The sequence below is a fragment of the Sphaerochaeta globosa str. Buddy genome (genome assembly GCF_000190435.1).
GTDB lineage: Bacteria > Spirochaetota > Spirochaetia > Sphaerochaetales > Sphaerochaetaceae > Sphaerochaeta > Sphaerochaeta globosa.
Genome location: NC_015152.1, coordinates 3,284,015 through 3,309,126, shown reverse-complemented (window position 1 = coordinate 3,309,126; position 25,112 = coordinate 3,284,015). Strand labels below are relative to the sequence as shown.

At 50.0% G+C, this 25,112-nt stretch carries 23 protein-coding genes, 5 tRNA genes and 1 other RNA gene; 10 read left to right on the top strand and 19 right to left on the bottom strand.

Translation table 11 applies throughout. From position 1 onward, the window contains the following. Positions 1 to 5 precede the first annotated feature (5 nt). Entirely contained in the window at positions 6 to 956 is a 951-nt protein-coding gene (locus SPIBUDDY_RS15480) for a peptidylprolyl isomerase (RefSeq protein WP_013608701.1), read from the top strand. A 25-nt stretch (positions 957 to 981) separates the two neighbouring features. Continuing rightward, positions 982 to 2,334, top strand: a complete 1,353-nt coding sequence (gene radA / locus SPIBUDDY_RS15475; RefSeq protein WP_013608700.1) for a DNA repair protein RadA — start codon at positions 982 to 984, stop codon at positions 2,332 to 2,334. Positions 2,335 to 2,486: 152 nt separating this feature from the next. Here the strand turns inward: radA and SPIBUDDY_RS15470 are convergent, their stop codons facing one another. Further along, the gene (locus SPIBUDDY_RS15470) at positions 2,487 to 3,680 is read right to left on the bottom strand and encodes a TraB/GumN family protein (RefSeq protein WP_013608699.1); all 1,194 of its coding nucleotides are present in this window, start codon (positions 3,678 to 3,680) and stop codon (positions 2,487 to 2,489) included. Positions 3,681 to 3,760: 80 nt separating this feature from the next. Between SPIBUDDY_RS15470 and SPIBUDDY_RS15465 the strand changes: the two genes are divergently transcribed. Beyond that, positions 3,761 to 4,705 (top strand): LysO family transporter, encoded by a 945-nt coding sequence (locus SPIBUDDY_RS15465; protein WP_013608698.1) that lies wholly within the window; start codon positions 3,761 to 3,763, stop codon positions 4,703 to 4,705. Here SPIBUDDY_RS15465 and SPIBUDDY_RS15460 read toward each other — a convergent pair. After that, complete coding sequence (locus tag SPIBUDDY_RS15460) at positions 4,702 to 5,130, bottom strand: hypothetical protein (RefSeq protein ID WP_013608697.1); 429 nt, start codon at positions 5,128 to 5,130, stop codon at positions 4,702 to 4,704. The two genes, SPIBUDDY_RS15465 and SPIBUDDY_RS15460, sit on opposite strands and share 4 nt — an antisense overlap. A gap of 18 nt (positions 5,131 to 5,148) precedes the next feature. Here SPIBUDDY_RS15460 and SPIBUDDY_RS15455 point away from each other — a divergent pair, with 18 nt between their 5' ends. After that, positions 5,149 to 5,847, top strand: a complete 699-nt coding sequence (locus tag SPIBUDDY_RS15455; RefSeq protein WP_013608696.1) for a M48 family metallopeptidase — start codon at positions 5,149 to 5,151, stop codon at positions 5,845 to 5,847. A 54-nt stretch (positions 5,848 to 5,901) separates the two neighbouring features. After that, positions 5,902 to 7,110, top strand: a complete 1,209-nt coding sequence (locus SPIBUDDY_RS15450) for an FprA family A-type flavoprotein (RefSeq protein ID WP_013608695.1) — start codon at positions 5,902 to 5,904, stop codon at positions 7,108 to 7,110. A gap of 34 nt (positions 7,111 to 7,144) precedes the next feature. On the opposite strand, the gene SPIBUDDY_RS15445 is transcribed toward SPIBUDDY_RS15450, so the two are convergent. Genes SPIBUDDY_RS15445 through SPIBUDDY_RS15425 form a run of 6 tightly spaced genes read right to left on the bottom strand, consistent with a single transcriptional unit; the run spans position 7,145 to position 13,796 of the window. Further along, positions 7,145 to 7,873 (bottom strand): gamma-glutamyl-gamma-aminobutyrate hydrolase family protein, encoded by a 729-nt coding sequence (locus SPIBUDDY_RS15445; RefSeq protein ID WP_013608694.1) that lies wholly within the window; start codon positions 7,871 to 7,873, stop codon positions 7,145 to 7,147. Beyond that, positions 7,870 to 9,315: an aminoacyl-histidine dipeptidase gene (locus SPIBUDDY_RS15440; protein WP_013608693.1), complete on the bottom strand. Its 1,446-nt coding sequence runs from the start codon at positions 9,313 to 9,315 to the stop codon at positions 7,870 to 7,872. Before SPIBUDDY_RS15440 ends, SPIBUDDY_RS15445 begins: the two co-directional genes overlap by 4 nt. 25 nt (positions 9,316 to 9,340) lie before the next feature. After that, a complete protein-coding gene (gene nagA, locus SPIBUDDY_RS15435; protein ID WP_013608692.1) occupies positions 9,341 to 10,525 on the bottom strand; it encodes an N-acetylglucosamine-6-phosphate deacetylase in 1,185 nt (394 codons plus the stop codon). 43 nt (positions 10,526 to 10,568) lie between these two features. Further along, positions 10,569 to 11,579, bottom strand: a complete 1,011-nt coding sequence (locus SPIBUDDY_RS16470) for an MATE family efflux transporter (protein WP_049787889.1) — start codon at positions 11,577 to 11,579, stop codon at positions 10,569 to 10,571. Further along, complete coding sequence (locus tag SPIBUDDY_RS16465) at positions 11,560 to 11,931, bottom strand: MATE family efflux transporter (RefSeq protein WP_281047957.1); 372 nt, start codon at positions 11,929 to 11,931, stop codon at positions 11,560 to 11,562. Before SPIBUDDY_RS16465 ends, SPIBUDDY_RS16470 begins: the two co-directional genes overlap by 20 nt. After that, positions 11,928 to 13,796, bottom strand: a complete 1,869-nt coding sequence (locus tag SPIBUDDY_RS15425; protein ID WP_013608691.1) for a YgiQ family radical SAM protein — start codon at positions 13,794 to 13,796, stop codon at positions 11,928 to 11,930. Before SPIBUDDY_RS15425 ends, SPIBUDDY_RS16465 begins: the two co-directional genes overlap by 4 nt. Before the next feature lie 57 nt (positions 13,797 to 13,853). Between SPIBUDDY_RS15425 and SPIBUDDY_RS15420 the strand changes: the two genes are divergently transcribed. From SPIBUDDY_RS15420 to SPIBUDDY_RS15410, 3 genes are all read left to right on the top strand, one after another. Next, on the top strand, positions 13,854 to 14,783 hold the full coding sequence (locus SPIBUDDY_RS15420; RefSeq protein ID WP_013608690.1) for a diacylglycerol/lipid kinase family protein: 930 nt from the start codon (positions 13,854 to 13,856) through the stop codon (positions 14,781 to 14,783). A 292-nt stretch (positions 14,784 to 15,075) separates the two neighbouring features. Next, positions 15,076 to 16,500 (top strand): MGH1-like glycoside hydrolase domain-containing protein, encoded by a 1,425-nt coding sequence (locus SPIBUDDY_RS15415; protein ID WP_013608689.1) that lies wholly within the window; start codon positions 15,076 to 15,078, stop codon positions 16,498 to 16,500. Between the two features lie 3 nt (positions 16,501 to 16,503). After that, a complete protein-coding gene (locus tag SPIBUDDY_RS15410; protein WP_013608688.1) occupies positions 16,504 to 17,280 on the top strand; it encodes a TerB family tellurite resistance protein in 777 nt (258 codons plus the stop codon). A gap of 11 nt (positions 17,281 to 17,291) precedes the next feature. Here SPIBUDDY_RS15410 and recR read toward each other — a convergent pair whose 3' ends face one another. The 4 genes from recR to SPIBUDDY_RS15390 all read right to left on the bottom strand — a co-directional run bounded on the left by recR (position 17,292) and on the right by SPIBUDDY_RS15390 (position 21,187). Then, positions 17,292 to 17,882, bottom strand: coding sequence for a recombination mediator RecR (recR, locus tag SPIBUDDY_RS15405; protein ID WP_013608687.1), 591 nt, complete (start codon positions 17,880 to 17,882; stop codon positions 17,292 to 17,294). Between the two features lie 2 nt (positions 17,883 to 17,884). Then, the gene (locus SPIBUDDY_RS15400; protein ID WP_013608686.1) at positions 17,885 to 18,190 is read right to left on the bottom strand and encodes a YbaB/EbfC family nucleoid-associated protein; all 306 of its coding nucleotides are present in this window, start codon (positions 18,188 to 18,190) and stop codon (positions 17,885 to 17,887) included. 22 nt (positions 18,191 to 18,212) lie between these two features. Continuing rightward, complete coding sequence (dnaX, locus tag SPIBUDDY_RS15395; protein ID WP_013608685.1) at positions 18,213 to 19,844, bottom strand: DNA polymerase III subunit gamma/tau; 1,632 nt, start codon at positions 19,842 to 19,844, stop codon at positions 18,213 to 18,215. Between the two features lie 131 nt (positions 19,845 to 19,975). After that, positions 19,976 to 21,187 (bottom strand): M23 family metallopeptidase, encoded by a 1,212-nt coding sequence (locus tag SPIBUDDY_RS15390; RefSeq protein ID WP_013608684.1) that lies wholly within the window; start codon positions 21,185 to 21,187, stop codon positions 19,976 to 19,978. Between the two features lie 235 nt (positions 21,188 to 21,422). On the opposite strand from SPIBUDDY_RS15390, the gene SPIBUDDY_RS15940 reads away from it, so the two are divergent. Continuing rightward, positions 21,423 to 22,274, top strand: a complete 852-nt coding sequence (locus SPIBUDDY_RS15940) for a sensor domain-containing diguanylate cyclase (RefSeq protein ID WP_013608683.1) — start codon at positions 21,423 to 21,425, stop codon at positions 22,272 to 22,274. An 11-nt stretch (positions 22,275 to 22,285) separates the two neighbouring features. Here the strand turns inward: SPIBUDDY_RS15940 and ffs are convergent. The 6 genes from ffs to SPIBUDDY_RS15360 all read right to left on the bottom strand — a co-directional run bounded on the left by ffs (position 22,286) and on the right by SPIBUDDY_RS15360 (position 22,952). After that, positions 22,286 to 22,384: signal recognition particle sRNA small type (ffs, locus tag SPIBUDDY_RS15950), an RNA gene on the bottom strand. 13 nt (positions 22,385 to 22,397) lie between these two features. After that, positions 22,398 to 22,482, bottom strand: a tRNA-Ser gene (locus SPIBUDDY_RS15380). Between the two features lie 45 nt (positions 22,483 to 22,527). Beyond that, positions 22,528 to 22,615: transfer RNA gene (locus SPIBUDDY_RS15375), tRNA-Ser, on the bottom strand. A 32-nt stretch (positions 22,616 to 22,647) separates the two neighbouring features. Further along, a tRNA-Arg gene (locus SPIBUDDY_RS15370) sits at positions 22,648 to 22,721 on the bottom strand. Between the two features lie 20 nt (positions 22,722 to 22,741). Then, positions 22,742 to 22,828, bottom strand: a tRNA-Ser gene (locus tag SPIBUDDY_RS15365). Between the two features lie 39 nt (positions 22,829 to 22,867). Then, positions 22,868 to 22,952: transfer RNA gene (locus SPIBUDDY_RS15360), tRNA-Ser, on the bottom strand. Between the two features lie 169 nt (positions 22,953 to 23,121). Here SPIBUDDY_RS15360 and SPIBUDDY_RS15355 point away from each other — a divergent pair. Then, positions 23,122 to 24,525, top strand: a complete 1,404-nt coding sequence (locus SPIBUDDY_RS15355; protein WP_013608682.1) for a M28 family metallopeptidase — start codon at positions 23,122 to 23,124, stop codon at positions 24,523 to 24,525. Here the strand turns inward: SPIBUDDY_RS15355 and SPIBUDDY_RS15350 are convergent. Beyond that, on the bottom strand, positions 24,512 to 25,111 hold the full coding sequence (locus SPIBUDDY_RS15350; protein ID WP_013608681.1) for an IMPACT family protein: 600 nt from the start codon (positions 25,109 to 25,111) through the stop codon (positions 24,512 to 24,514). The two genes, SPIBUDDY_RS15355 and SPIBUDDY_RS15350, sit on opposite strands and share 14 nt — an antisense overlap. Between the last annotated feature and the right edge of the window lies 1 nt (position 25,112).

Here is a 25,112-nt window from a genome sequence, read left to right as displayed (position 1 = left end):
AAAGCATGGAAACCAAGAATTTGACTGATGGACTGTATGCGGTGCTGCATACCAATAAAGGCGATATCACATTGTTGCTTGAGTACGAAAAGACACCGATGACGGTGGCAAACTTTATAGGTCTTGCAGAGGGTACGCTCAATATTAATGGAAAGAACAAGCCTTTCTATAGCAATATCAAGTTTCACCGAGTCATAGAGAACTTCATGATTCAGAGTGGATGTCCCAAGGGCAATGGTACCGGTGGCCCCGGATATACCTTCCCTGATGAGTTTGACGACTCTCTCAAGCACACTGGACCTGGTGTCCTTTCTATGGCAAATGCAGGACCCGGAACAAATGGAAGTCAATTTTTCATCACCCACGTAGCTACTCCCTGGCTCGATGGCAAGCACTCTGTGTTCGGTCGTGTCGTGGAAGGCCTCGATGTTGTGAATGCAATTGCTCAAGGCGATAGCATCAAGACCGTTGAGATTGTACGCAAGGGTTCACAGGCTGAAGCCTTTGTAGTGAGCAGGGAAGCCTTTACCCAGTATGTGCTCGCAGCCGAGGAGAAGAACCACAAACGTGAGTCAAATGAGAAAGCTAAGCTTGAAGATGAGCTGAAGAATCGTTGGCCTGATGCAATACTCACTTCCTCCGGCCTTCGCTATGTAGTGAAGAAAGCCGGGGATGGTAAGAAGAGCCCCGTTCAAGGCCAGAAAGTAACGGTTCATTACACAGGTTCCTTGCTTGATGGACGTATTTTTGACAGTTCGGTACGCAGAGGCAGTCCTGCACAATTTGCCATCGGCGAGGTTATTGAAGGATGGAACGAAGCGCTGATGACGATGAGCGCGGGCGAGCAGCGAACGTTGATCATCCCCCCCGATTTGGGATACGGGACGATGGGGTATCCAGGGGTGATTCCTCCGAACTCCTATTTGGTGTTCGATGTTGAGCTGATAAAGTTCTAGATATATGTAATATAAGGAGATACAAGTGAAAGATAAGGCTATCCAATATGTCTGTAGCCAATGTGGCAGGACCGAAACCAAGTGGCTCGGCCGCTGTCCGGACTGCGGCAGTTGGAACACCTTCGAGGAAGAAGCCGTGCAGAGTGCATCAGTTGGAAAACGTGCAGTCATCAGTACGGCAACCAAGCCGATCTCGCTCGGCGAGGTGGTAGTCGATCCTCTCTTTCGCTATGAAACCGGTATCTCTGAACTCGACCGGGTCTTGGGTGGAGGCGTCATGCGTGGCTCTTCCATCCTGCTCGGGGGAGAACCCGGCATCGGCAAATCAACGCTGATGATCCAGGTGCTTGAGAAATGTTCGGTCGGCAGGAAAGTCCTGTATGTATCGGGGGAGGAGTCTCCCAGCCAAGTGAAGCTGCGTGCCCAACGCCTGGGGCTGACACTCTCTTGTATCGATATATTCTGTGATACCCGTGTTGAGATCTTGGAGAAAATTCTCTCTTCTGCTCACTATGATGTGGTGGTAATTGACTCATTGCAGACCCTTTCCAGTGAGGAGATTCCCTCTCCAGCCGGGTCGGTGAACCAGATCCGCTATTGCTCAACCCTTTTGGTTGGAATGTGCAAGCAACTGGGAACCTCCCTCTTTCTTATCGGTCATGTCACCAAGGAAGGCACCCTTGCCGGTCCGAAAGTCATCGAACACCTCGTCGATACCGTTCTCTATTTTGAGCAGGTTTCCAGTGGGGTGCGTCTGGTACGGGCTATGAAGAACCGCTTCGGTTCCGTTGATGAAATCGGCATCTTCAGCATGAATGAGAAGGGTCTGACTCCGGTGGCGAATCCTTCTTCCTTTTTCATCACGGATCGTTCAGGCTCAGCGTTGCCCCCGGGCATTTCCTATACTCCGGTCATAGAGGGGTCGAGAACATTTCTCGTGGAAATCCAGGCATTGACCACCTCTGCCAAGAACGGATTCAGTCGCATCTATTCGGATCGTATCGATACTGCACGGGTCACCCGGGTTGCCGCCATACTGGAACGACATGCCTCGGTGCGCCTCAGCGATCAGGATATCTATGTGAACGTAGCAGGGGGAATGAAGCTCAACGAAGTCTCCATCGAACTTCCCTTGGCCCTTGCTTTATGGTCGGCTGTCAGCAACAAGAGCCTTCCCAAAGCTATGGTGAGTTTTGGGGAATTGAGTTTGGCCGGGGAAGTACGCAGCGTCGGTTTTCCCGACAAGCGAGAGAAGGCCTCCAAGGAGCTGGGCTTCAATCGTTCACTGCTACCCCGCAGCAGTACGCGCTCGCTTTTGATCCAGCATGCATGTACTACAATGCGAGAGGCGTTGGAGATCTGCAGCTCACTGCAATAAGCCAGTTAGTAAGCAATGCTAAATATATTATATATTTATATAAAATACTTTAAAGAAAAGAATTAAAAGAATTATTAATGGTAACTATGCAAGATAAAAATAGGCTGTAGCAATTGCTACAGCCATAGTTTTATATTAGTTAGGAGTGCGAATTAACCGAGCATGCTCAACAGGATGGGGAATACCACCACATTGCCGATGGAGGCAAAGAGGCTGGTGAACAGGAATACCAGCAGCGTATGAAGCACTCGGTTTCGGTACCAGCCCTTGAAGGTGGTGGCATCGTCGCCAAGCTGTTCGAAATCCTTAACCTTGGGCTTACGCAGGGTTGCTTCCATGAGGCCGCTTACCATGCCTACCCCGATTGCCGGATGCAGGCTTGTTAGGGGTGCTGACACTATGCTTACCACGGTATTGATCGGATGGGCGAGAGCAAGAATTGCACCCAAGGCGGTAAAGGACATATTGACGGCCAGCCAATAGCCGAACATTTTGATGCCTTCGGTGCTGCCTAGGTTGATGAAGCCATAGACGAGGATGCCGACAATGAGTATGGGGAAAGCCCATGAAAGAATTTTGCCTGCCTTTCCGGCTTTGGGAACAATACTGATATCCTGTAAGTCGGTGCCGAGTTGTCCGCTCTCAATTTTCTCCAAAGTCTTGATCACACCGCTCTGATGCCCGGCTCCGATGACTGCAAGTTTTTTCAGACCGGGGGCAAGGTAAATGCTGGTGGCAAGATAGCGGTCGCGCTCATCGATCAGGACCGTCTTGACCGAAGGGAGTTCCTTGGCCATCTCATCCATCATATTCTGCATCACATCTGCTTTCTTCAAATCCTCAAGCTCTTGCTCGCTGATTTTTTCTTTGCTGAATACAGCACTGATGATGGTGGCGATAAGCTTGGCCTTGTTCCACAGATTCGATTTGCGCCAAGCCCGCTTGAAGGTTACCTGAATCTCGCGGTCACACAGTGAAAAGGGGATGCCCTTCTCCTTGGCAAGCTTTGCAGCACTGAGGATTTCCTGCCCCGGGGCGCTGCCTGACTGGTTGCCCATGCGTTTCTGGAACGAGGCAAGAGCCATGTTTGCAAGGAGCAGGAACCCCTTGTTCTCCTTGATGACCTTCTTGACATCCATGTTGGACCAGGAGCTCTCCTGTTCCTTGTTTTTCATCCGTCCGTCATCGAGTTCCAGGCAGATATGGTCAGGCTGTTCGGTTTCTATGGCGAGCTCAACTTCATCCACACTCTCCTTGGAGACATGGGCAGTTCCAATAAGAAGGAGTTGCCTGCCATCAGAGAAGGTGAGTCGGTGAAAAGTATCACTCAGTTTTTCATCAATCATGCAGACAACTATACTCAAGGAAGAGCCGATAAACAAGGGAATTTGACACACAGGTTTGATTGGGGTACAGTTTCGCTCACATGGACACACTTTGGTATTTGGGAAAATTGGCTTTGGCCTTGGTAATGGGTATGCTCTGCGCACGAGTATTGGGTTTGCGCCGCTTCAATAGGACTGCTGCTTTGTTGCAGACTACCCTGGTTTGGTTGTTGCTTTTTTTCATGGGAGTGAACACCGGAGGCATTGAAGGGATTACCACCCAGTTTGGAACCATCGGGCTTTCAGCCTTGGTCCTTACCCTTTTGGGAGTTGCGGGAACGATACTTTTCTCCTTGGTTTTCTCCTATTGCGTCTCCCCCCCTGCACAGACCGAAGGAATTGCCATTGCCAAACGCAAGGAACAGAGCTGGATGAGACGTCTCTTTGATATTGTCAAGGAACCGTTGATTTTGGTAGGCATTGTAGTCCTTGGTCTCACCCTAAGGCTTACTACTGCATTGTTTTCCTGGTTTGAAAGTTCCTTGGTAACGTATCTGTTGTATACCTTGCTCTTTTTCGTTGGGATGGGGATGGTGCACAAGCAGATCAGCTTCAAAGGAGTATTCAGCGACAAGAGTCTGTTGCTGCTTCCTTTCTATACCATCGCAGGGACCTACCTGGGGGCCTTGCTTGCCCCGTTGCTGACTCCCTTCACAATCAAGGAATCCTGGGGCATGCTCAGCGGCTTTGGGTGGTACTCCCTTTCAGGAATCCTCATCAGCGATTTGGGATTTCCCATTCTGGGTTCCATCTCTTTCTTGGCAAACCTGCTGCGTGAAAGCTTCTCATTCTTCCTCATCCCCCTCTTTGGGCGATTGGGAAAGCGGTATTACTACCCGGCTGTCTGCACTGCAGGAGCCACCAGTATGGACGTTACCTTGGTCCTGCTCTCATCGCATTTTGGGACCAGAACCATGCTCGGCTCCATTTACCATGGGGTGATCATGAGCCTTGCGGCCCCGATTCTGATTCCCCTCTTCTTTTAGCGCACCACCCATAGCTGGGCGATGATGGCGATGGGGTTTTCCTTGAGCAGCCGAACATAGATGCAGTTTGGTCCATCAAAGAGCATGGGAATGTTCGAGAGCAAATCCACCAAGCTGTCGGTTGGTGCAAGCTGGATGAACTCATAACGGCCTGGTTCAATATGATAGGGGCCCGATAGCTGCGGTTGTTCAAGACCCTGTTGGACAGCATACCGGGTTTCTTCATCGGGAGGATTTTGGATTCCCTGAAACAGAAGGTTTTGGGTGGAGGAGAGGGCGATACAGCCCTCGCTTCCTACTTCTTGGGTGTCAAGGTATGAGAGCATATGTTCATATGCCATCTGTGCATCAGAAGCAGAAAACGGTGCCATTTGGTAGGTTATGGGCTGTTGGAGATGTAAAATCATGGACTTGGGTTGTTGCATGGGAGATACTGTAGCAGAATGAAAACACAGGGTAAAGTAGCATCCATTCCCTACACGTTGGAGCGCAGACGTACCAGTCGTCTCATTTCTGTGCGCGTACTTGGGGATGGGACCGTCAAGGTAAATGCACCGTATCGAGTTTCGGTCGCCGCCATCGAGCGGGTGCTCGTAAGCCATCAGGAAACTTTGAGACAGGCGATCAGCACCCAGAAGATGCACCTGCACACCTACCAAAGTGGCGATACCTTCCTGTTTGGAGGAAAGCGCTATTGCCTTGAGCTGAAACAGGGTGCAAAAAATTCCATCGCTGTTATTGAAGAGAGGTTGGTGGTAACCCATGTCGGAAAAGAGGCGGAGGCGCTGGTAGTCCAACACTTGGTAAAAACGCTGTACCGCCAATCTGTCAAGGCAAGGGTTGAGCCTTTGCTCTCTTTATGGGCCAAACGTCTTGAGGTTGTACAACCACCCTTTTCAGTACGGGACAGCAAGAGCAGGTGGGGAAGCTGTTCGGCAAAGGGACGGTTGAATTTCTCTCTTCGCTGCCAAATCCTGGACGATCGTCAGCTCTCCTATCTGGTGCTGCATGAAATGGCTCACTTGGTGCATTTCAACCATTCCAAGGAGTTTCATGCCCTGCTTGCCTTGCACATGAGCCCCTACAAGGAAATTCAGGCTTCCATTTTTGCCTTGCAAAAGGAAAGCCAGTTACATTTCTGATTCACAATATCGTCAATATTGTGTATCGTATGAAGAGTAAGGAGATACAACGAAATGAAACCTGACAGACTGGCAGACGGAGTCTACCGTGTTGCCGCACAGATCGGCAACCGTGACCTGTTTGAAGGAATTTGGCCCATTCCAGACGGAGTAATGTTGAACTCCTATGTGATCAAGGGTGGCAATAAGCGCGTGTTGATCGACCTGGTGAAGGACTGGGATGGTGCCTTGGATGCAGTGGACCAGCAGCTCGAATCCCTCTCACTCGGGGCGGGCAATCTTGATTATATTATTATCAACCATATGGAACCCGACCACACCGGGGCAATGGCAAAGATAGTTGCAAAGTATCCTGATGTACAAATTCTCTGCAGCGACAAGGCAGTCAGCCTGATCAAACACTTTTACAAGATTGAGAAAAATGTCCGTGCCGTCAAGGACGGGGAAACACTCGATCTTGGTGGGAAGACCCTGCAGTTTTTCATGACTCCGAACATTCACTGGCCGGAGACTATGATGACCTTCCTGGTTGAGGACGGGATTCTCTTCAGCTGTGATGCTTTTGGATCGTTCGGGCGGTATGATGCATGCTTTGATGACGAGCAAAGCGAAGAGTCCTTGGTACATCTGGCTAGTGAGACAGAACGCTACTATGCAAACATTGTCTCCTCCTTCTCATCCTTCGTCATTCGGGGCATTGCAAAGCTGGATGGTTTGGATATCAAGGTCGTGGCTCCGAGTCATGGGGTGGTATGGCGATCTGAACCGAAGAAAATCATCGACTGGTACAAGCGTCTGGCAACCTATATGCAAGGACCCAGGGAGAAGGAAGTAGCCGTCATTTGGTCGAGCATGTACGGCAATACCCAAGCGCTCCTCTCTTCCATCGTTGAGGGAATCAAAAGTGAAGGCCTTCCCGTTCATGTTCTGCAGGTTCCCCAGACGCATGAGTCCTTCGTGTTGGAGAAGGTGTGGAGAAGCGAAGGTTTGGTCATCGGCATGCCCACCTATGAGTATAAGATGTTCCCGCCCATGTACCATGTGTTGGACATCCTTGAACGCAGCCATGTAACAGGCCGCAAGACATTGCGCTTTGGATCGTTTGGTTGGTCCGGTGGGGCTCAGAAGCAGTTTGATGAGTTTTCAACTGCAATGAAGCTCGACTGCAAGGGTGTGATCGAGTATCAAGGTTCTCCCACTGACGAGGACAAGAAGAAGGCCTATGAGCTTGCCAAGGCAATGGCCAAGGAAATAAAAGGTTGAGACAGTAAGAAAGTCCGGGTTTCCCGGACTTTCTTCATGAAAGGGGCCTGCGTACTTGGCTCAGGAAGGCATCGAACAGGCAATCCATCTCACTTCCCATCGCCTCCGGGTGCCATTGCACGCCCACAGTCCATGCTCCACTACCAATCTCAACAGCTTCGATGGAACCGTCACAGGAGAAGGCGGTGGCAATGCAATCCGCTCCCAATGTTGCCACGCTTTGGTGGTGCAGACTGTTCACCCCCAGTGTAGGGGTTTTAAGGATGCCAAAGAGCATCGATGAAGGTGATACCGTTATCTGGTGGCTTACCGAGCCCCATCTTTCGTAATCCGGGTGGGTGAGCGGCTTTTCGCTTTGAAGACTGCAGTCCTGAAACAATGTCCCCCCTTGGGCAACATTGATCAGCTGTGCACCTCTGCAAATCCCGAGTACGGGTTTTTGTTGCTCTCGGGCTGACTTGAAAAGTTCAATCTGATAGCGGTCGACATCCAAATCGGAGGGTCCGCACAATGGATGCCTGTCCGCTTGATAGAGCGATGGGTCGATATCAGAACCCCCAGGAAGGAGGATGCCGTCGCACATACCGACAAGTTGTGCAATATCAGTATTGGGTACGACAGGCAATAGGATTGGCAAGGCTCCTGCCTTTTGCAGCTTGGACAGATATCCTTCGTTGGTAAACAGGCGCCTGAGTGTTGGAAAGGCTGAACTGGGAGGAGCCTTGCCATACACCCCTCCCAGACCGATTACTATCTTTCTCATGCTATGATGGAAAGAAGATGACGGGTAAAGCCGCTGATACGCTCAACCGACGAAATCGAAAGTCTCTCTTTCACGGAATGTACATCGTACATGTCGGGGCCGAAGGACACCGAGTCCATCCCCTCAATCCTACTGTTGATGATTCCGCATTCAAGACCGGCATGGATTGCGGTAATTGTGGCTTTTTTACCACTGTACTCTTCATACGCCTTTGCACAGAACCCGGTCAGTGCAGAGTGGGGATTGGGTTTCCAGGAAGGATAGGCTCCTTCAAAACTGACTTTGGCCCCTGCCAAGGTGAACACTGCGGCAAACCGTCTGGCAACGTCATCACGGGAGCTGAGTATCGAAGAGCGATGGCTTGAGATTACTTTGAACCCATCTTCTTCCAAACGCATGATCGCCAGGTTTGAGGAAGTCTCAACAATGCCCGGAATCGACATGCTCATTGCATCCACACCATGCAAGGCTGCATAGACGGCCGTAAAGAATCTGCGACTGATCTCTTTGTCGACGGCCTTCAGGGGAAGGTTGGTCTCGACCAAGGAGATTGCAAGGTCGGGATCGGAGATCTCATACTCGCCTGCAAGTTCAGCCTGCACCTTCTCAACCAAGGTCGTCAGCTTGTCGGCATCCTTGGAATCGACAACCAAGCCGACGGTGCATACCGATGGAATGACATTGCGCTTGGTTCCGCCTTCCGCTTTGAATACCTGGAAGTCCGGACCTTGATGCAGGATTCGAGCAGCCACCTTGATCGCATTGGCACGCTGGGTATGGATCTCCGCTCCGCTATGTCCTCCGAGCATGCCATTGGCAGTCAGGAGGAAGGCTTTGTACTTCGAGTCTACCTTCGAATACGTTACCGGCAGTGAAGAACGAACTTCGATACCTCCGGCACAACCGATATACAGCACCCCTTCCTCTTCGCTGTCAAGGTTGAGCATAAGGCGACTATTGATGTACTTCTGCTCAACGCCGAAGGCTCCGTTCAACCCGGTCTCTTCGCTGATGGTGAAAAGGGCCTCGATCGGTCCGTGCTTGCATGTTGGGTCGCTGAGGATATCCAGAACAAGGGCGATGGCGATGCCGTTGTCTCCTCCAAGTGTAGTTTTGTCGGCTTTGAGGAAGTCCCCGTCACGAACCAGTGTTATCGGGTCCTTGGAAAAGTCATGGTTGCTTCCTTCTTCCTTGACGCACACCATATCCATATGCCCTTGGAGGGCTACCCAAGGTCTCATTTCAAAACCTTTATAGGCTTGCTTTCGAATAATGACATTGCCGATGGAATCGACAATCGCTTCAAGGTTGTGCTCCTTGGCAAAGGCAAGCAAAAACTGCCGTACCCCTTCTTCGTTGCCCGACTCCCGGGGAATGTCGGAAAGTTCAGAAAAATAGCGCCACAGATTTTCGGGCTTCAGACCCTTTACAGCGTTCTGCATCCTATATACTCCTTACTTGTGTGTTTCAGGCAAAACGGTCCCTGATCAGGTTGCCGTCGATGAACAGACCTTTCATCTGAAGATTCTGGTCAAGGACTACCACATCGGCCCTATAACCGGGGACCAACATACCTTGCTTGGCAAGGTTGTATATGCGTGCCGGATTGGTTGAACTCATCTGGCTGGCTTGTTGGATGGGAATCTCCCATTCTACGACATTCTTCAGCCCCTGCAGCATGGTAAGTCCGCTTCCAACGAAGAGGTCGGGATCCTTGATGCTGATAAAAGCACCATCACTTGCCAAGGCGACATCCATACCGTTCGCCTTCAAGGAGCCGGTTCTCTGCTTGGTGGGTTTGAGTGAGTCGGTAACCATGACGATGTTGTCCAGCGGCTTCTCCCTGAGCAGCATCTTCACCAGCTCCGGGTGCACATGGATACCGTCGCAGATTATTTCGCACTGCATCTCGCGTTGGATGAGGATTGCTCCCACGGTACCGGGGTTTCGGTGATGCAGCCTGCTCATTGCGTTGAAGAAATGGGTAGAGTGGAAGATGCCGCACTGCATACCCTCCATAATATTCTCATAGGTGGCATCGGTATGACCGGCAAGGAGAACGATGTTCTTTTCCCGGGCCAAGAGAGCTAATTCACGCATGTGTTTGAGCTCAGGAGCTACCGTCATGCAAAGGATATGGCCTTTACCGGCATCGATGAGCTGGTTGAAAACATCGAGATTGACAGGAAGCACCCCATCAGGGTTCTGTGCTCCTACGCGAGCCATCGAGATGAAGGGTCCTTCAAGATTGACACCTAGAATTTTGGCCCCTTGCTCATTTCCCATAGCATCGACGATGCCCTGTATGCTTGCAAGCATCAGCTCAAGCTTGTCGGTATAGACGGTGGGCATGAAAGCGCTCACGCCGAAATCGGCAAGGCGTTCGCTCATGCCCAAAATAGATGCAGCTTTACAGTCTTCTGTACCGAAGCCCCCGATTCCATGGATGTGGGAGTCAATGAATCCGGGCATGATATACGAGCCCTGTACGTCAATCATGATGGTATCGGGAGGAAAGTGCTTCTCCTCCAATCTTCTCATATTGAAGATATCCCCGATCTCACCTTCCTCATTTATATAAAGGGCGCAATTCTTGAGTTTTGCATACCCGGTTACGACAGTTCCGTTGGTCAGTACAGTTCTTAGACTCATAAGGTACCTCTTGGATAAACTATACGAGCATATCCATAACAGGTCAATGAAGCTCGGTCAGGTCGTTGACCCAAGTCCCTTTTTTGATGCGGTAGAGGCCAAGGGCAAGCTTGGAAACCTCTTCCATTCCCAATAAGAGATAGAGCTGGTAGATGTTCAATTTGAATACCAAAGCTCCAAGGAAAGCCAGGGGAACTCCGACGGCCCAGACACCGAACATCTCTGCAAACATAGAGTAACGGGTATCGCCGCCGCTGCGCAGAATCCCGACAATAATAACCATGTTCAAGCTCTTGATGGGAAGCAACGCTGCATTGATATACAGGCAGTAGATAGCCAATTGCCTCACTTCCTCTCGGATGTTGAAGAATTGGGCAAAGATCGGTGCGAAGAAAAATTCAAACAAGCCCATGCCGATACCAACCAAGAAGGCGGTAATGATGAACCGTTTGGCATAGAGACGGGCAAGGGGGATTTGCTTCTCCCCGATTTTCACACCGATCATAATCAGGGTGGCGTTGCTGACACCCATCATGGCAACAAAAAAGAGGTTGCCGATCGACTCTGCAACGTTAATTGCTGCAATAGCCTCGATTCCCATCCGGCTGTAGGCAACCTTGTAGGTGGTCATCCCCAATGCCCAGAAAAATTCGTTGAGAATAACGGGAAGGCTCGTAGGGAGTATGTGCAGGATGAATTGCTTGCTCCAGATGAAAGCCTGTCTGTTTCGGATGGCGATGACCGGGTGGCGTGCATAGACGATATACAACAGGGCAAGCATCTCAACCAAGCGGCTGATGGCGGTTGACAGGGCGGCTCCTGCAACACCCCACTGCGGAAAGGGGCCGATACCGAAGATCAACAGGTAGTTGCCTACTGCATTCAGTGAAAGACTGACCAAAGCCACCTGCAGGGGGATCTTTGCTTTTCCGATGACGCGTAAAGCGGTGGCCATGATTTGGCTGAATGCTGAGAAGAGATAACTGATGGCGACAATTTTCAAATAGGAAATCCCGCTTCCGATTACCGACTCTTCAGTGGTGAAAATATACATAATCTGGCGGGGGAAAAAGAAGGAAGCGAAGGCAAAAAAAAAGTGCCCCGATTCCTGCAATGGAAAGGGAGATGCCGAGCACCTTCTTGATGTTCGTTTCGTTGCGGGCACCCCAGTATTGCGAGAGGAATATCGCCGATCCGCTGGTCACACCGAAAAAGAGGAGGCTGATCAAGAAGAACATCTGGTTGGCCAACGCAACGGCAGCGATGGATGATTCCCCCAATTGCCCGATCATCAGGGTGTCGACGAAGGAAAGGGAATTATTGAGCAGGCTTTGTACTACCACCGGAAGGGCGATGGAAAACATTTTCAGGAAAAAATCCTTCCGTTCTGAAATATCTCGAGTCACGAAGTATACCGTCTTGCAAGGAGAATCCTCGTCAAGTCCTTTCTGTTTGCTTTGTCCAAGGCTTCAAGAACCAAGGGCCTGTTTTCAGGCTTGTTGTACTGCAGAAGAGCTCTCTGCAGGTGACGTTCCCGCCCTTTGGGGACACGGATGGTGGCAAACCTCTTGCCGGGCCGCGGGTCGAGGCCAGTATAGTACATACAGGTTGAGACTGTCCCGGGGGTTGGATAGAATTCCTGCACCTGATCGGGAATAAAACGGGTCTTCTCAAGGTAGAGTGCCAAGGTGATGGCATCCTCGAGCGTAGAGCCCGGATGGGCTGCGATGAAGTACGGTATAAGGTACTGCTTTTTCCCTGCTTCCTCGGTTGCATCCTGGTAGAGTGAGCCGAAGGCGTCGAAAAGCTCGGCCCTGGGTTTTCCCATGGCGTCCAATACTGCCGGACTTACATGCTCGGGGGCAACTTTCAACTGACCGCTGACGTTGTTCCGAACCAAGTGCTTCATAAAACGCTCTCGGGTTTGTTGGTCGCACACTTCCAGCAAATAGTCATAGCGGATACCACTTCGGATGAAAACTTTCTTGACTCCCTTCACTGATTCCAATGCCTGAAGAAGGTCCAGATACCGTCCATGATAATCTTTGAGATTGCTGCACGGCTTGGGCCAGAGGCACTCTTTTGCAGGACACGGACCATATTCAATTTGGTGGTCGCAGGCCAGGCCCTGGAAGTTGGCGGTAGGACCGCCAAGGTCGTGGATGTACCCCTTGAAGACGGGGTGTTCAGCCATGCGCTGAGCCTCCTTGATCAGGGAAGCTTTGCTGCGGGTCTGGATCATTCTTCCTTGGTGGCTGGTAATTGCACAAAAGGAACAGGAACCAAAGCACCCACGATTGCTGGTAAGGGAAAATTGTACCTCGTTGAGTGCAGGAACACCCCCATCCTTTTCGTAGTCGGGATGTGCATCCAAGGTGAAAGGAAGTTCATATAATTGGTCGAACTGTTCTTCATCCAAAGGAAGAGCCGGGGGATTTTGTACAACCAGCCTTTCCATGCATGCTTGGACGATGCGTTTGCCCGCGATGGGGTTCTGTTGCATCAACTGGGCTTGGAAAGCCTCGGCATAGGCTTGTTTGCCTTGCACGGTGGGTGTGTTGGAAATCTTATCCCGGTCGCTGACTTCCTCAAAGGAGGGGATTTCGATGGTGCTCATCAAGTCCTGCTGAAACTTGGCACGATTCGTTGCATACACGGTTCCCTTGATGTCGACCATGCTTTGAATCGGCTCTCCTTTGTCCAGGCGCCTGACAATTTCAATCGTCTGTTTCTCTCCCATGCCATATACAAGCAGGTCGGCCTTTGCATCGAGGATAATGGGCTTACGGACCTTGTCCGTCCAAAAGTCATAATGACTTAGCCTCCTCAGCGATGCTTCCAGCCCTCCAATAATGAGAGGGATATCGGCTCCATAGGCTTGTCTAGCTTTTGCGGTATACACAAGTGTCGGACGGTCGGGCCTCAGTTTTGCTTTTCCTCCCGGGCTGTACTCGTCTTCACTGCGCGGTTTGTTGTTTGCAGTATAGTGGGAGACCATACTGTCGATGTTTCCACCGCTTATCATGCAACATAGCCTTGGTTTTCCCATTTTGAGAAAATCTTTGGTTGAGTTCCAGTCGGGTTGTGCGATAATACCCACACGATATCCCTCTTTCTCGAGCAATCTGGCTAGCAGTGCGGCTCCAAAGGAGGGATGATCAACGTAGGCGTCGGCACTGATGAAGGCGATGTCGATTTGGTCCCAGGACCGTGATCGCAAATCTTCTTGCGTAGTAGGGAGAAATGCAAAGCGGGGGGCGTAGGTTTTCACATCGCCATGATAGGGTATTGCCCTTCGGGTGTAAATAGCTATAAGGAGCTGGATTATATGCAGAACAATGAGCTCTTCGTGATACTGAATCCGCATGCAGCAAAAGGAAAAGCGAAGAAGCAGGAAGATATGATTCGCACCCTGCTCAGTGCTGGGGGTAGAGAGGTTGTGCTTTTGCACACCGAGCAGGGAAACGGGGCTGAGAGAATTGCTTACCAAGCAGCTTTGGACGGGTGCAAGGTAATCATCGCCGCCGGTGGTGATGGTACGGTCAATGAGGTTGCCAACGGCATCCTCAAGGCGGTGACCTTGCAAGGCGTCCAAGCACCCATTTTGGGGGTCATTCCTATTGGAAGAGGCAATGATTTTGCCTGGGGTATGCAAATCCCCAAACCGGTCAACCAAGCCTGTTCGACAATTTTGGCTGGAAGAGCGCGTCTTATCGATGCCGGGGTGACCTATGGGGGGAAGTATCCCGAAGGCCGCTTCTTCGTGAATGGGCAGGGAGTTGGCTTCGAGCCATTGGTTAACTTCCTTGCCAGTGATTTCAAGCATGTTTCCGGAACCTTGAGCTATGTCTTGGCTTTGATCAGGATACTCATTCACTATCCTCTTCCCTACGATGTTGAGCTTACCCTCGATGAACAGGTCCTCAACCTCAAGACCCAACAGCTGAGCATTTGCAATGGGAGGCGGATGGGGTCAGCGTTCCTCATGGGGCCCGATGCTCTTTTTGATGACGGATATTTTGATGTTGTGTATGCCAATGCACCCGTCCCCATCAAAAGAATGGTACCCCTGGCCGTGACATTCCTCTCAGGCAAGCAGGTGAAGCAGAAAGAGTTCAGTGTAGTCAGAGTGAAGAAGCTGAAGATGAAAAGCAGGGACTTTCCCATGCCCGTCCATGTGGATGGTGAGGAGATATCCAAAGGCTGCATGGAGTTTAGTACTGAACTGCTACAGGCGATTCTTCCTGTTTTATACTAAAAGTTAGGAAAAATCACTAAACCGTGTCCAGAGGGTAGTCTTGTGTAGTAAGCCAACAGAAAAGTTGCAGTTTTCATAAAAACCCACTCTTTCCTTTTGGCTTACAATTAGCTATTATATAAACGATTAATGAAGAATGTAATGTTGTGATGTGTAAGTTTTCCGAAAAAACTGGTCGTTTCAATTTCTTACCGCGTATCCGATTGACTTCTCATAAAAGAGAGTATATCTTTAAAAATGCGCGTCTTATGTCATTTTCCAGTGTTTACCTGTTAAGTAAGGAGTTCCCAATTTGATAAAGGATATGGTGCCGTTCGTACACTTTTACGATCAGGATTTTGTCGATATGTACGACAGATCTTGGGTATGGATTGACGAACTCTGGAAGAGTGGAACCGAGGCCAACGGCTTTAGCGGTTCTTATCTTTCATATCCAGGCCAGACAACTTTCAATCAGTATCTATCTAGCTTTTCCTCCTTGTTTCTGGTTTACAGCAATCAGAACAATTCCCCGTTTCCCTTGCTCGACTATTTTTATCAAAAGCAGGAAAGCAATGGTGCAATCCGTTCTGATTACAGCCTAGAGGACGGAAAGCCGGTTTTTAGTGCAAACAACCCCGAGGGTGTATCACCCGCTCTTTTTGCCTATGTAGAGTTCAGTTTCTATCACAAGATCGGCAATAAAAAGCGGCTCAAGGATATTGTGCCGATTCTGGAGAATTACTATTCATGGATACAGGCAACCTTTCGGAAGCCCAACGGCCTCTTTTCGGTACCTGTCGAGGCCTGCCAGAGTGGAAACATCCCTCGTTCCCGCGTGTATTATCCGCTTGATTTCAATGCTCAGCTTGCTGTCAACGCTCTGTATATGTCTGCCATCGGTGATATCCTCAACGACAAGGAACTGAGTTTCCGCTACAAGCGGATTTACTTCTCCCTCAAGACAAGGATAAACAGCTTGATGTGGGATCCTGCAACCAACTTCTACTATGATTTGGATATCAAGGAAAACCGCATCCCAAGCAAACATATCGGTGCCTACTGGACCATGCTCGCCGAGATTCCCAACGATGAACGTGCAGCATATATGATTGAGTACCTGCATGACCCGAAGGAGTTCGGAACCGATAATCCGTTCCCCGGGGTCCCTGCATCCTCCCCATTTTACAGTGAAGAGGGAAATGGTCATTGCGGCGGTGTTGTCAGTGTAAATACCTTCATGGTCATCAAGGCTCTGGAGAAGTACCAGCAGTTTGTGTTCGCTCGTGAGTGCGCCATCAGGCATATGTACTTCTTGCTAGATACCCTGCATCCCGATGCAGAGACCATCGGTGATGTCTGGGAAGCGTACCTGCCCAACAAGGAAGGGTACTCCAAGACTACCGAAATTGCTGACTTCCCCCGCAGAAGGCTCATGCCCTTTGCAGGTCTTGTTACCATCACCCTGATGATTGAGAATATCATCGGCTTGGATATATCTCTTCCTCGCAAGACGGTCAATTGGGTGATGCCCTCCCTCGAGGCAATGGGAATCGAGAACCTCTCACTGAAGAGGAACATGATTACCATCCTGAGCAATAAGACCGATCGTGGTTGGGAAATTCGACTAGAGAGTGAAAAACTCTACTATTTCACCATTGAAATCTTGGGGGAGAACAAGAAGAAGACCCTTCCCATCCCTTCCGGCAAGTGTTCGATGTTGATCGATAAGCTGTAAATTATGGCTTGGCTTGGTAAACTCTTTGGAGGAACCGTCGGTTTTATGTTCGGCGGTCCCTTGGGCATGATTGCTGGTATCGCCTTCGGCCATATGTTCGACAAGGCCGGTGAAGTAGGGGCGCAAAGCAGCCAACGAACACAGTTCAATTCCTATACCTCCCTCGATCGTGAGCAGATGCTCTTCTTTGTCGGGGCGTTCTCCATGCTTGCCCGGATTGCTTCAGCTGATGGTTCTGTCTCTTCTCGCGAGAGGCAGAAGGTGGTGGAGTTCATCCGTCAGGACTTGAGGCTCGGACTGCGGGAGGAGGAGGCTGCTCTGAAGGTTTTCGATGCCGCCCTCAGCGGTGGAGGGACGTTCGACCAGTTTGCAATCCAATTTTATCAGAATTTCAGTCATGCTTCCAATATTCTTCAGTTGATGATCGATATTTTCTATCGTGTGGCCGCCGCAGATGGACAGATCAGTCAACGTGAAGAGGATATGATCAGGCGAGCATCGCAGATCTTCCACCTTCCTGAAAGCTTTGTTGATATGCTGTGCAGCCGTTATGGCGGATGCACGAATGCAAGCGACAAGGCGTATGCAACACTGAACATCAGTCGGTCGGCAACCGATGATGAGGTCAAGCGTGCGTATCGAAAGCTGAGCATTGAGTTTCATCCCGACAGTCTTGCCTCAAAAGGAATGGGCGAGGAGTTCCTCACCCATGCAACGGCAAAATTCAGGGAGATTCAGGCAGCGTACGAATCCATCAAGAAAGAGCGCGGCATAAAATAATACAAGAGTAACTAGAATCTGACTCTTCCCCTGAGCGAACGGGCAAGAGTGATTCTATCTGCATATTCAAGATCGCCGCCGATGGGGAGTCCACTGGCCAGACGGGTGATGGAGAGCTCTTCATGATTCTTCAGGATATGCCTGAGGTACAAGGCGGTTGTATCTCCCTCTTCGGTGGGGTTGGTTGCGATAATCAGTTCAGTGAATCCACCTTCATCGATGCGCTTCACCAGTTTGGAAAATGATAAGTGTTCAGGTCCGATGCCGTCCAGCGGGCTAATGGCCCCTCCCAGAACATGGTATAAGCCGTTGTAGGCTCCACTTGATTGCAAGGTGAGCACATCCTGTGGTTGCTCGACCACACACAGTTGGGTGCGGTCGCGACTGGTATCACCACACATCGGGCACGGATCATACTCGGTAAAGCTGCCGCAAATGGAACAAGGGAAAATTTTGTCCTGGATGGTCGCAATCGCATCAGCGAGTGTGCTGTTGTACAGCTTGTCCGTCTTGATCAGATGATATGCAAGACGCGAGGCACTCTTCGGGCCGATGCCGGGCAGTCGTGAAAGGGTTTGGATGAGATTCTCAAGGGCTGTCATACTCAGGCCTGTGTGAACGAGGATGCATACTTGAGTCCCTCGCTCTGGATTTTCTGCTGTATCTTTGCACTTGCATCGTTGAAGGCGCTTGTGATCAAGACCTGCAGGGTCTGGATGTCCTGTGGATCCACCAATTCCTTTTCGATGTGTACATCGGTAACGATGAACTTGCCGTTGAGGGTGACTTCAACCATACCTGCCCCGGCGCTGCCGGTTGCCGTGATGGTGGGAAGCAAATCCTGCATCCGTTTCATATTTTCCTGAATGCCCTTCATGTTCTTGAGCAATTCAAATGGATTCATATCCATAGATTTATTTCCTCGCTTCTACTTATTGATGTTTGATTTCCCCACGGAAGACCGAAGCAATTTTTGATAGTATCGGATCTTCGACTGTAGGTGCTTCTTGTTTTACTTCCTCAGCACATAAAAAGTGTACAGGTCCTTTGAAACCCGTTATTTCAGCGATGAGGTCTCGAAATTTGTTTTCATGCTCCTGTGCTTTGTTCTGACAGAACGAGGTGGAGAATGTAAGGTACAAAGAGCCGCCTTCGTTGCGAACTTCGGCTACAGCCTGTACGACTTGGGAGAGCAGCGGTGCACTGGATAACTTGCTTACCAACAACGGTAAGTCTTGCTTGGTGAACTGTCTTGCTGCTGCTTCCTTCTTCTCAGGGATAGGGGGAGCAACCGGAGGGGCAGTGGGTATGGCTGCAACACTGGGCGACGCTTCAACCTTATGCCTGGGTTCGATGACGGGCTGGACAGCGATGCTTTCCGGTTGGGCCTCCGCCTTGCGTGCGGGCAGTTTCACACTACCGCTGAGCAACTCTTCACGCAGCTGTGCGATTTTTCTGACTAAGGCGGTCGGGCTGGCAATGAGGGGAAGACCAGCCAGGCGTGAGATGGCAAGCTCCAGCTCGAATCGGGGGTTGAGGGAGTAGCGGATGTCACGATAGAGCTTGAGAAATAGCTCCAAGGCAGCTTCCAGCTGTTCTGTGGTATACGCATTACGAAGGGAGAGGGGAATCCTGTCACACTGGATGCCCAGAACCGCATCCTCGACCACGCCAGCCTTGATGAAAAGCAGGCTTCTGAAGAACTGGGTAAAATCCTTGATGCATTGCTCGACCGAAACGCCTGCAAACAGAAGGTCCTGGACCGATCGAAGTGCCTGCTGTGTCTTGTTCTCTAAAAGTTGACTGACAATGGCGACAATCTGGTCGATGCCGACCAAACCAAGCTTGCTGCTGATCTTCTCCATGGTGATATGGCCTTGCGAGAAGGATACTACCTGGTCGAAGAGTGTGTAGGCATCACGCATGGAGCCTGTTGACTCCTTGGCGATCCAGAAAAGTGCATCTTCATCGGCAGCCACTTCCATTTCCTTAGCTGCTTCAGAAAGACAACTTTTAATGAGGTCAAGGTCGATAAGCTGGAAATGAAACTGCTGGCAGCGTGAGCGGATGGTTGCCGGTACCTTTTGCAATTCAGTGGTGGCAAAAATGAAAATGATATAGGCAGGAGGTTCCTCAATGGTCTTCAGCAACGCATTGAATGCACTGGTGGAGAGCATGTGTACCTCATCGATGATATAAATTTTATACTTGCTTGCCTGGGGAGGAAAAAGAACCTCATCCTTTATCTGACGGATGTCGTTCACACTGGTATTGCTTGCGCCGTCGATCTCAATGACGTCGACGTTGTTGCCCTGGGTAATCTCCTTGCAATTGGAACAGACTCCGCAGGGAGTTGCTGTCGGGCCTTGCTCGCAGTTCAGCGCCCGCGCCAGAATTCGTGCGGAGGAAGTCTTTCCAACCCCCCTAGGTCCACTGAACAGGTAGGCATGGGCGATCCTTCCCTGTTCGATTGCATGTTTGATGGTGGATACCACGAATTCCTGACCCACAAGATTATCGAAAATCTGGGGACGTTTCCTGGTAGCTGTTACTTCATATGCCATGAATGCTCCCTTGCAAGCGTACCTTCAAAGTATACCATACTTTGCTTTGTAGGGGTAGAAGCTCAAAGAAGAGGCAGCCGTATTCAGTGATACCTTTGCCACATACCTGTCCAGAAAAGACGATACCTAATTCAGCGGTAATAGAATCTGGCTGCAGAGCTGAAGGATGGGTTGGTGTCGGAGGTATCGGAGAAGAACTCCACTTTGATGGTTCGTTCATCCACCATTAGGATTTTCACAAGTCCCTTTTTATTGGTGTCGACAGCAATTGGAACACCATGCCAGTTAACCTGATCTATTGCATACAGTACATAGGTAGCGGTTTGCCCGGCAGATATTTCGGAAAAGGAAATCAGTCCGGATTGGAGTGATGGGTGTACGGCATAGCGGCCATAGGTATCTCCATCAACTCCAAAATTGCAGCTTATCCTCATCTGGGTGGGATACCAAGGATCATAGACAAAGGCGATACCTTCGTCCCATTGTCCGGCAGTGTTGCCGGGAATGAACCAATTACCCTGCAATTTGCCCTGTAAATCATACTCGAATGAAGCAGAATCTGCTGTATAGGTTGGGCTGAGAGACTGATAGTGGATCATGAACTCTGTGGGTATGTCCCGCGTAGCATCATGCTCGAACGATTGGGCATGCTCAACATCCAGTGAAGGATCATGGGCAGATTGTGAGTTGACGGTGAGGTCTGCAAAGTTGGGAACGGGGGGAATCCTCAAAGCTGTCATGCATTGCTGCAATTGCGAGGTAAAGTATTCAATTGGATTCTGTGCAAAGGGCATTGTCATCGGGTATTTCTCATTCTCAAGTAAGTTGCCTTTGGCCCTGTCCAGCACAAGCAGGTCAAGGCTGCTTCCGCTTACTGTTGTCCCCAATAGCTGCCCGGCTTGGATTTCTTGACCGACATACAAAGAATCATCAGCCATGATATGCCCCAGCACATAGGTGAAATCTTTGGAAATGGCCACACGAATGCTGTTGTCGTTATAGTCTGAACTCGACTCCTCAGGTTGTTCAATGTACAGGATTCTCCCTGCAGACGGGGCATACACTGAAACTGGAGTAGATGCAGTATGTGCTAGGTATATGTGATCGGTAGGAAAGGTATGCGAACCTATCATACCCAATGGATAGATTTTTTGAAGGTCTTGTTCTGAAATGGGCAATACGGTAAATACTGGACTTCCTGTTGCCTCTGGAAGGTTCTTGTCGAACCAACTATCTGCGGGATCGGGTCCGATAGTCCAAACCTCCGGCTCCCCTTTGCAGGAAAAAGGAGAGAGTAGGAGACAGAAGGCAATAGCGGTCGCCATCACGAACGTAGATTTCATGTGCAAGCTTCCCTCCCTGCAGTATTGCATACGATATGCGGGTTTACAATCAGAGAAATGGGAAAAACCAAGCAAGGACATTATGTATCTATTTAGTATATATAAGAATACAAAACGATTGATTGCAGCTCTTTTCCTTTATTCTCCTTGCGTTTGACTTGTTCCTGTTTTAGTATCTGAAACTGAATTACACCATAAGTTGTGCTTAAAATGTCTACTAAACAGGGGACAAGCGATGCACCACGCCTTGGATTCGACATGTAAAGCCTTGGTTGAGAATCTTCCAGATGGGGTTTGCTATGCAAGCACGGAAGGTACAATTGTGTATGCAAATAGAAGTTTTTCAACCCTGCTTGGGTTTTCCGCTCATCAGGTTCTTTCCGGGCTCTCCTTTCTTCGCTTTATCCATCCCGATTACCGTGTTCTCATGGAGGATTTCCTATATCGGATTCTCCAAAAGGATCACAGCCTCTCCACCATACAAGTGCAGATTATGGGAAGCGATGCACATGAACGCTGGATGGAAATACGCTGGATAGATATACCTGTGGAGGAAGGAGCTTTTTTAGTAATCCACGATCTTACCAGCTACAAAACCCTGCAGGAAGAGTTGCTTCTGCAAGCTCTTACCGATGAGCTGACGGGTCTGTACAACCGACGTGGCTTCAGGATGATGGCCGAACAGGAACTTAAGCATTGCCAGCGGCTGAAGACCGAGGTGGTGTTATTAAGTATCGACATCGATACCTTCAAACAAATCAACGACACCTTCGGTCATGATGAGGGGGACCGGGTGCTCAAGTCGGTTGCAAAGACTCTCCAAACGAGTTTTCGTTCCTCAGATATCATTGGAAGGTGGGGCGGTGATGAGTTTTTGGTACTTGCCTTGGATGCTCCAAGCGGGACTGTAGAAATGTTGACTGCGCGCTTCAGACAGACTTTATCCGACATTTCCCAACGGCAGGGGCTGCCTTGCATGATTGCTGTCACCATTGGAAGTGCCTCTAGCAGCAAGAAGGCCATACCCTCCTTGGAACTGCTTATCCAACAGGCTGATAGGGCCATGTATGCCAATAAGCGCCGCTAAAAGAAAAACCCAGCCAACAAATCGCCTGTGTCTCATGGGCAATTCACTTACCGCTGCTACCTTCCGGTCCTGACGGGGTTGGGTGAAAGCCCATAGCACAGAATCTGTTGACTGGGAAGAAAACGGAGAAGGGGGGATTCGAACCCCCGGTGCCTTTCAGCACACACGCTTTCCAAGCGTGCACCATCGACCACTCGGACACCTCTCCAAGGTACAAGACAAACAGTTTATCCCAAAAAATAATCCAAGCTATCGGAGAGAGAGGGATTCGAACCCTCGGTACCGTCAGACGGTACAACGGATTTCGAGTCCGTCTCCTTCGACCACTCGGACATCTCTCCCGGTGATTAAAACCGCAATACAAAATGCAATATGAGACCAAGAGGGTTCGAACCTCCGACCCTCAGTTCCGCAAACTGATGCTCTATCCAGCTGAGCTATGGTCTCAAGTATGTAAAAGAACAAAACGGAGAAGGGGGGATTCGAACCCCCGGACCCGTTACCAGGTCAACTCCTTAGCAGGGAGCCCGATTCGGCCACTCTCGCACCTCTCCAATTAACAAAAAACACAATCCAAAAAGCAGATATTCAAACGGAGAGAGGGGGATTCGAACCCTCGGAGACTTGCGCCTCAACGGTTTTCAAGACCGCCTCCTTCGACCGCTCGGACATCTCTCCAAAAAAGATATACTACCAAGCCACACGATTCTCAGGCTGCTTAGCTATCAATCGGGTTTTCACTATAGTAAGTGGATTAATCTTTGTCAAGGACCTTGAGAAGAGAATAAAGTATCATCGATTTCTTTTTCTTGACAGTAAAACTCTCTCTCGTCATCATGGAACAAGCATGAAATTTCCCCTTTTTGGAAAACGCAGTAAAACCCCCTCGCTTGAACCCGAGCAACAGGAACACCGAAAGCAAAAAATCGAGACCTTGAAAGCAGGTCGGCTTGCCACGCTCGCACTCACCTTCACTTCCCATTTGATCGATACGTTCGGTCCCCGTTTGACCGGAAGCGAACCTTCCCACCAGGCAGCACAGCAAATCAAGGCCGCCTATGAGGCATTTTGCGATACAAGCGAAGTTGAGGCAGTGGACATCGACACCTCGTTTCACTCATTTCCCCTGCAGCTTCTCGTCTACCTCTACCCGCTCATTCTGGTGTTGTTGTTGGCTGGTTTGCCTTACTTGGGTTTGCTGTTGTTTCTTGCCTACCTCTGGTATGCAGCAAGAACGTTGTACCTCTATAAACCCCTGAGTAAACTTAGCAAGCCGAAAGCAGAAGGTAAAAATGTGTATGCAGTTTTGGAGCCGGAAAAGGAAGTCAGGCATACCCTGATTTTCACCTCCCACCATGACAGCGCCCCACTCTTCAGATACAACAAGCTCGATCGCATCGCCTATGCCAAGAAAGTAGCCATTCCTATCCTGCTTTTTCTTCTTGGCGGGCTGCTTAATGCCATGCACCTCATCACCGAAATTCTGGAAGGTGATCTGTTTGCTTTTTCCCTTCCTCCCCTTGGCATGGGAGTGCTCGGAATAGTACTGCTTGCAGCAATACCGTTGCTGTTGCCGCTGCGCACTTTTTATGCAGAGGAGGGTTCTCCGGGAGCAGGTGATAATCTATCTTCAGTGGGAATAACCGTTCAGCTTGCACGGTACTTTCATTGGAAGAAGAGTTGTAACGCTTGTCTGCAACATACCCGTCTGGTCTTTTGCTCCTTTGATGGGGAAGAGAGCGGGCTATCAGGATCAAAAGTATGGTTTATGCAGCATAAGGATGAGATGACCGGGGCGATTGTGCTGAATTTTGATGCAATCTATCATGCGGATAGACTTACCTTTCTTGAACGTGACATCAACGGGACCCAGATGTTATCGAGCCGCCTGGCACGACGTTGTGTACAAATCGCCCGCGGTATGGGCTATGAGGCGGTGAGTGAATCAATTCCCCGGCTGGCGGGAGGGACAGACGCAGCCCAGGCAAGCCGCTCAGGCTTGGAAGCAACAACGCTCACCAGTGTTGCTTGGGACGATCACAGTAAACCTTCTGTATACCATACCCAGGACGATGTCGTCTCTTCCATCGATGTCAAAGCAGTGGAAATGGCTATCTCGGTAGCCATCCGCTTGGTTGAGCTTACCGATTCCGATCGGCTATGGGCTTTGGATGAGAGCCCGAACGTTGAGCAAACCACCAAGGAAGAATCCGAGCCGAAGCTGGTGTTCACCAAGCTTACCCATCGATAGAACCAAGGGTACAACTGCCATTCGAAAGATTGTAAATGGATGCGGCACAGTCGGAAAAGGAAGCAGAAGGTAGCATACCCGTAAGCGTTACAATGGTTGTGAATTCTTCGGATTCGATGGTCGCATTCAAGTCAGTTAGTTGTTTTTTTATAGGTTCATAGAGATGATAGGGCATTGTTACTTGAAATGGGGTCTTGTCGATCAAGGGTTCGGTCTTGATGATCCTCAGTACTTCCTTGACGCTGTCCGCATAGGCCTTCACCAAGCCTCCGGTTCCCAGCAACGTGCCGCCGAAGTAACGGATAACCATAACCAGGATATTGGTGACCTCGCTTCCCTTGAGTACCTCCAAGGCAGGTCGACCTGCAGTATTCTTCGGTTCATGATCATCGCTATAGCTCTGCAGGTCTCCTTTCGGTCCTAGTACTGCAGCATGCACCACATGGTTTGCACCGGGATGCTGGGCTCGCGTCTGGTTGACCATTTCCTTGATCTGAGCCAGATTGGAAAGGGGGCAGGCGATGGCGATGAAGCGTGATTTCTTCACCTCGATCTCGCAAGTCGCTTGTTCCAAAAGTATCTGCATC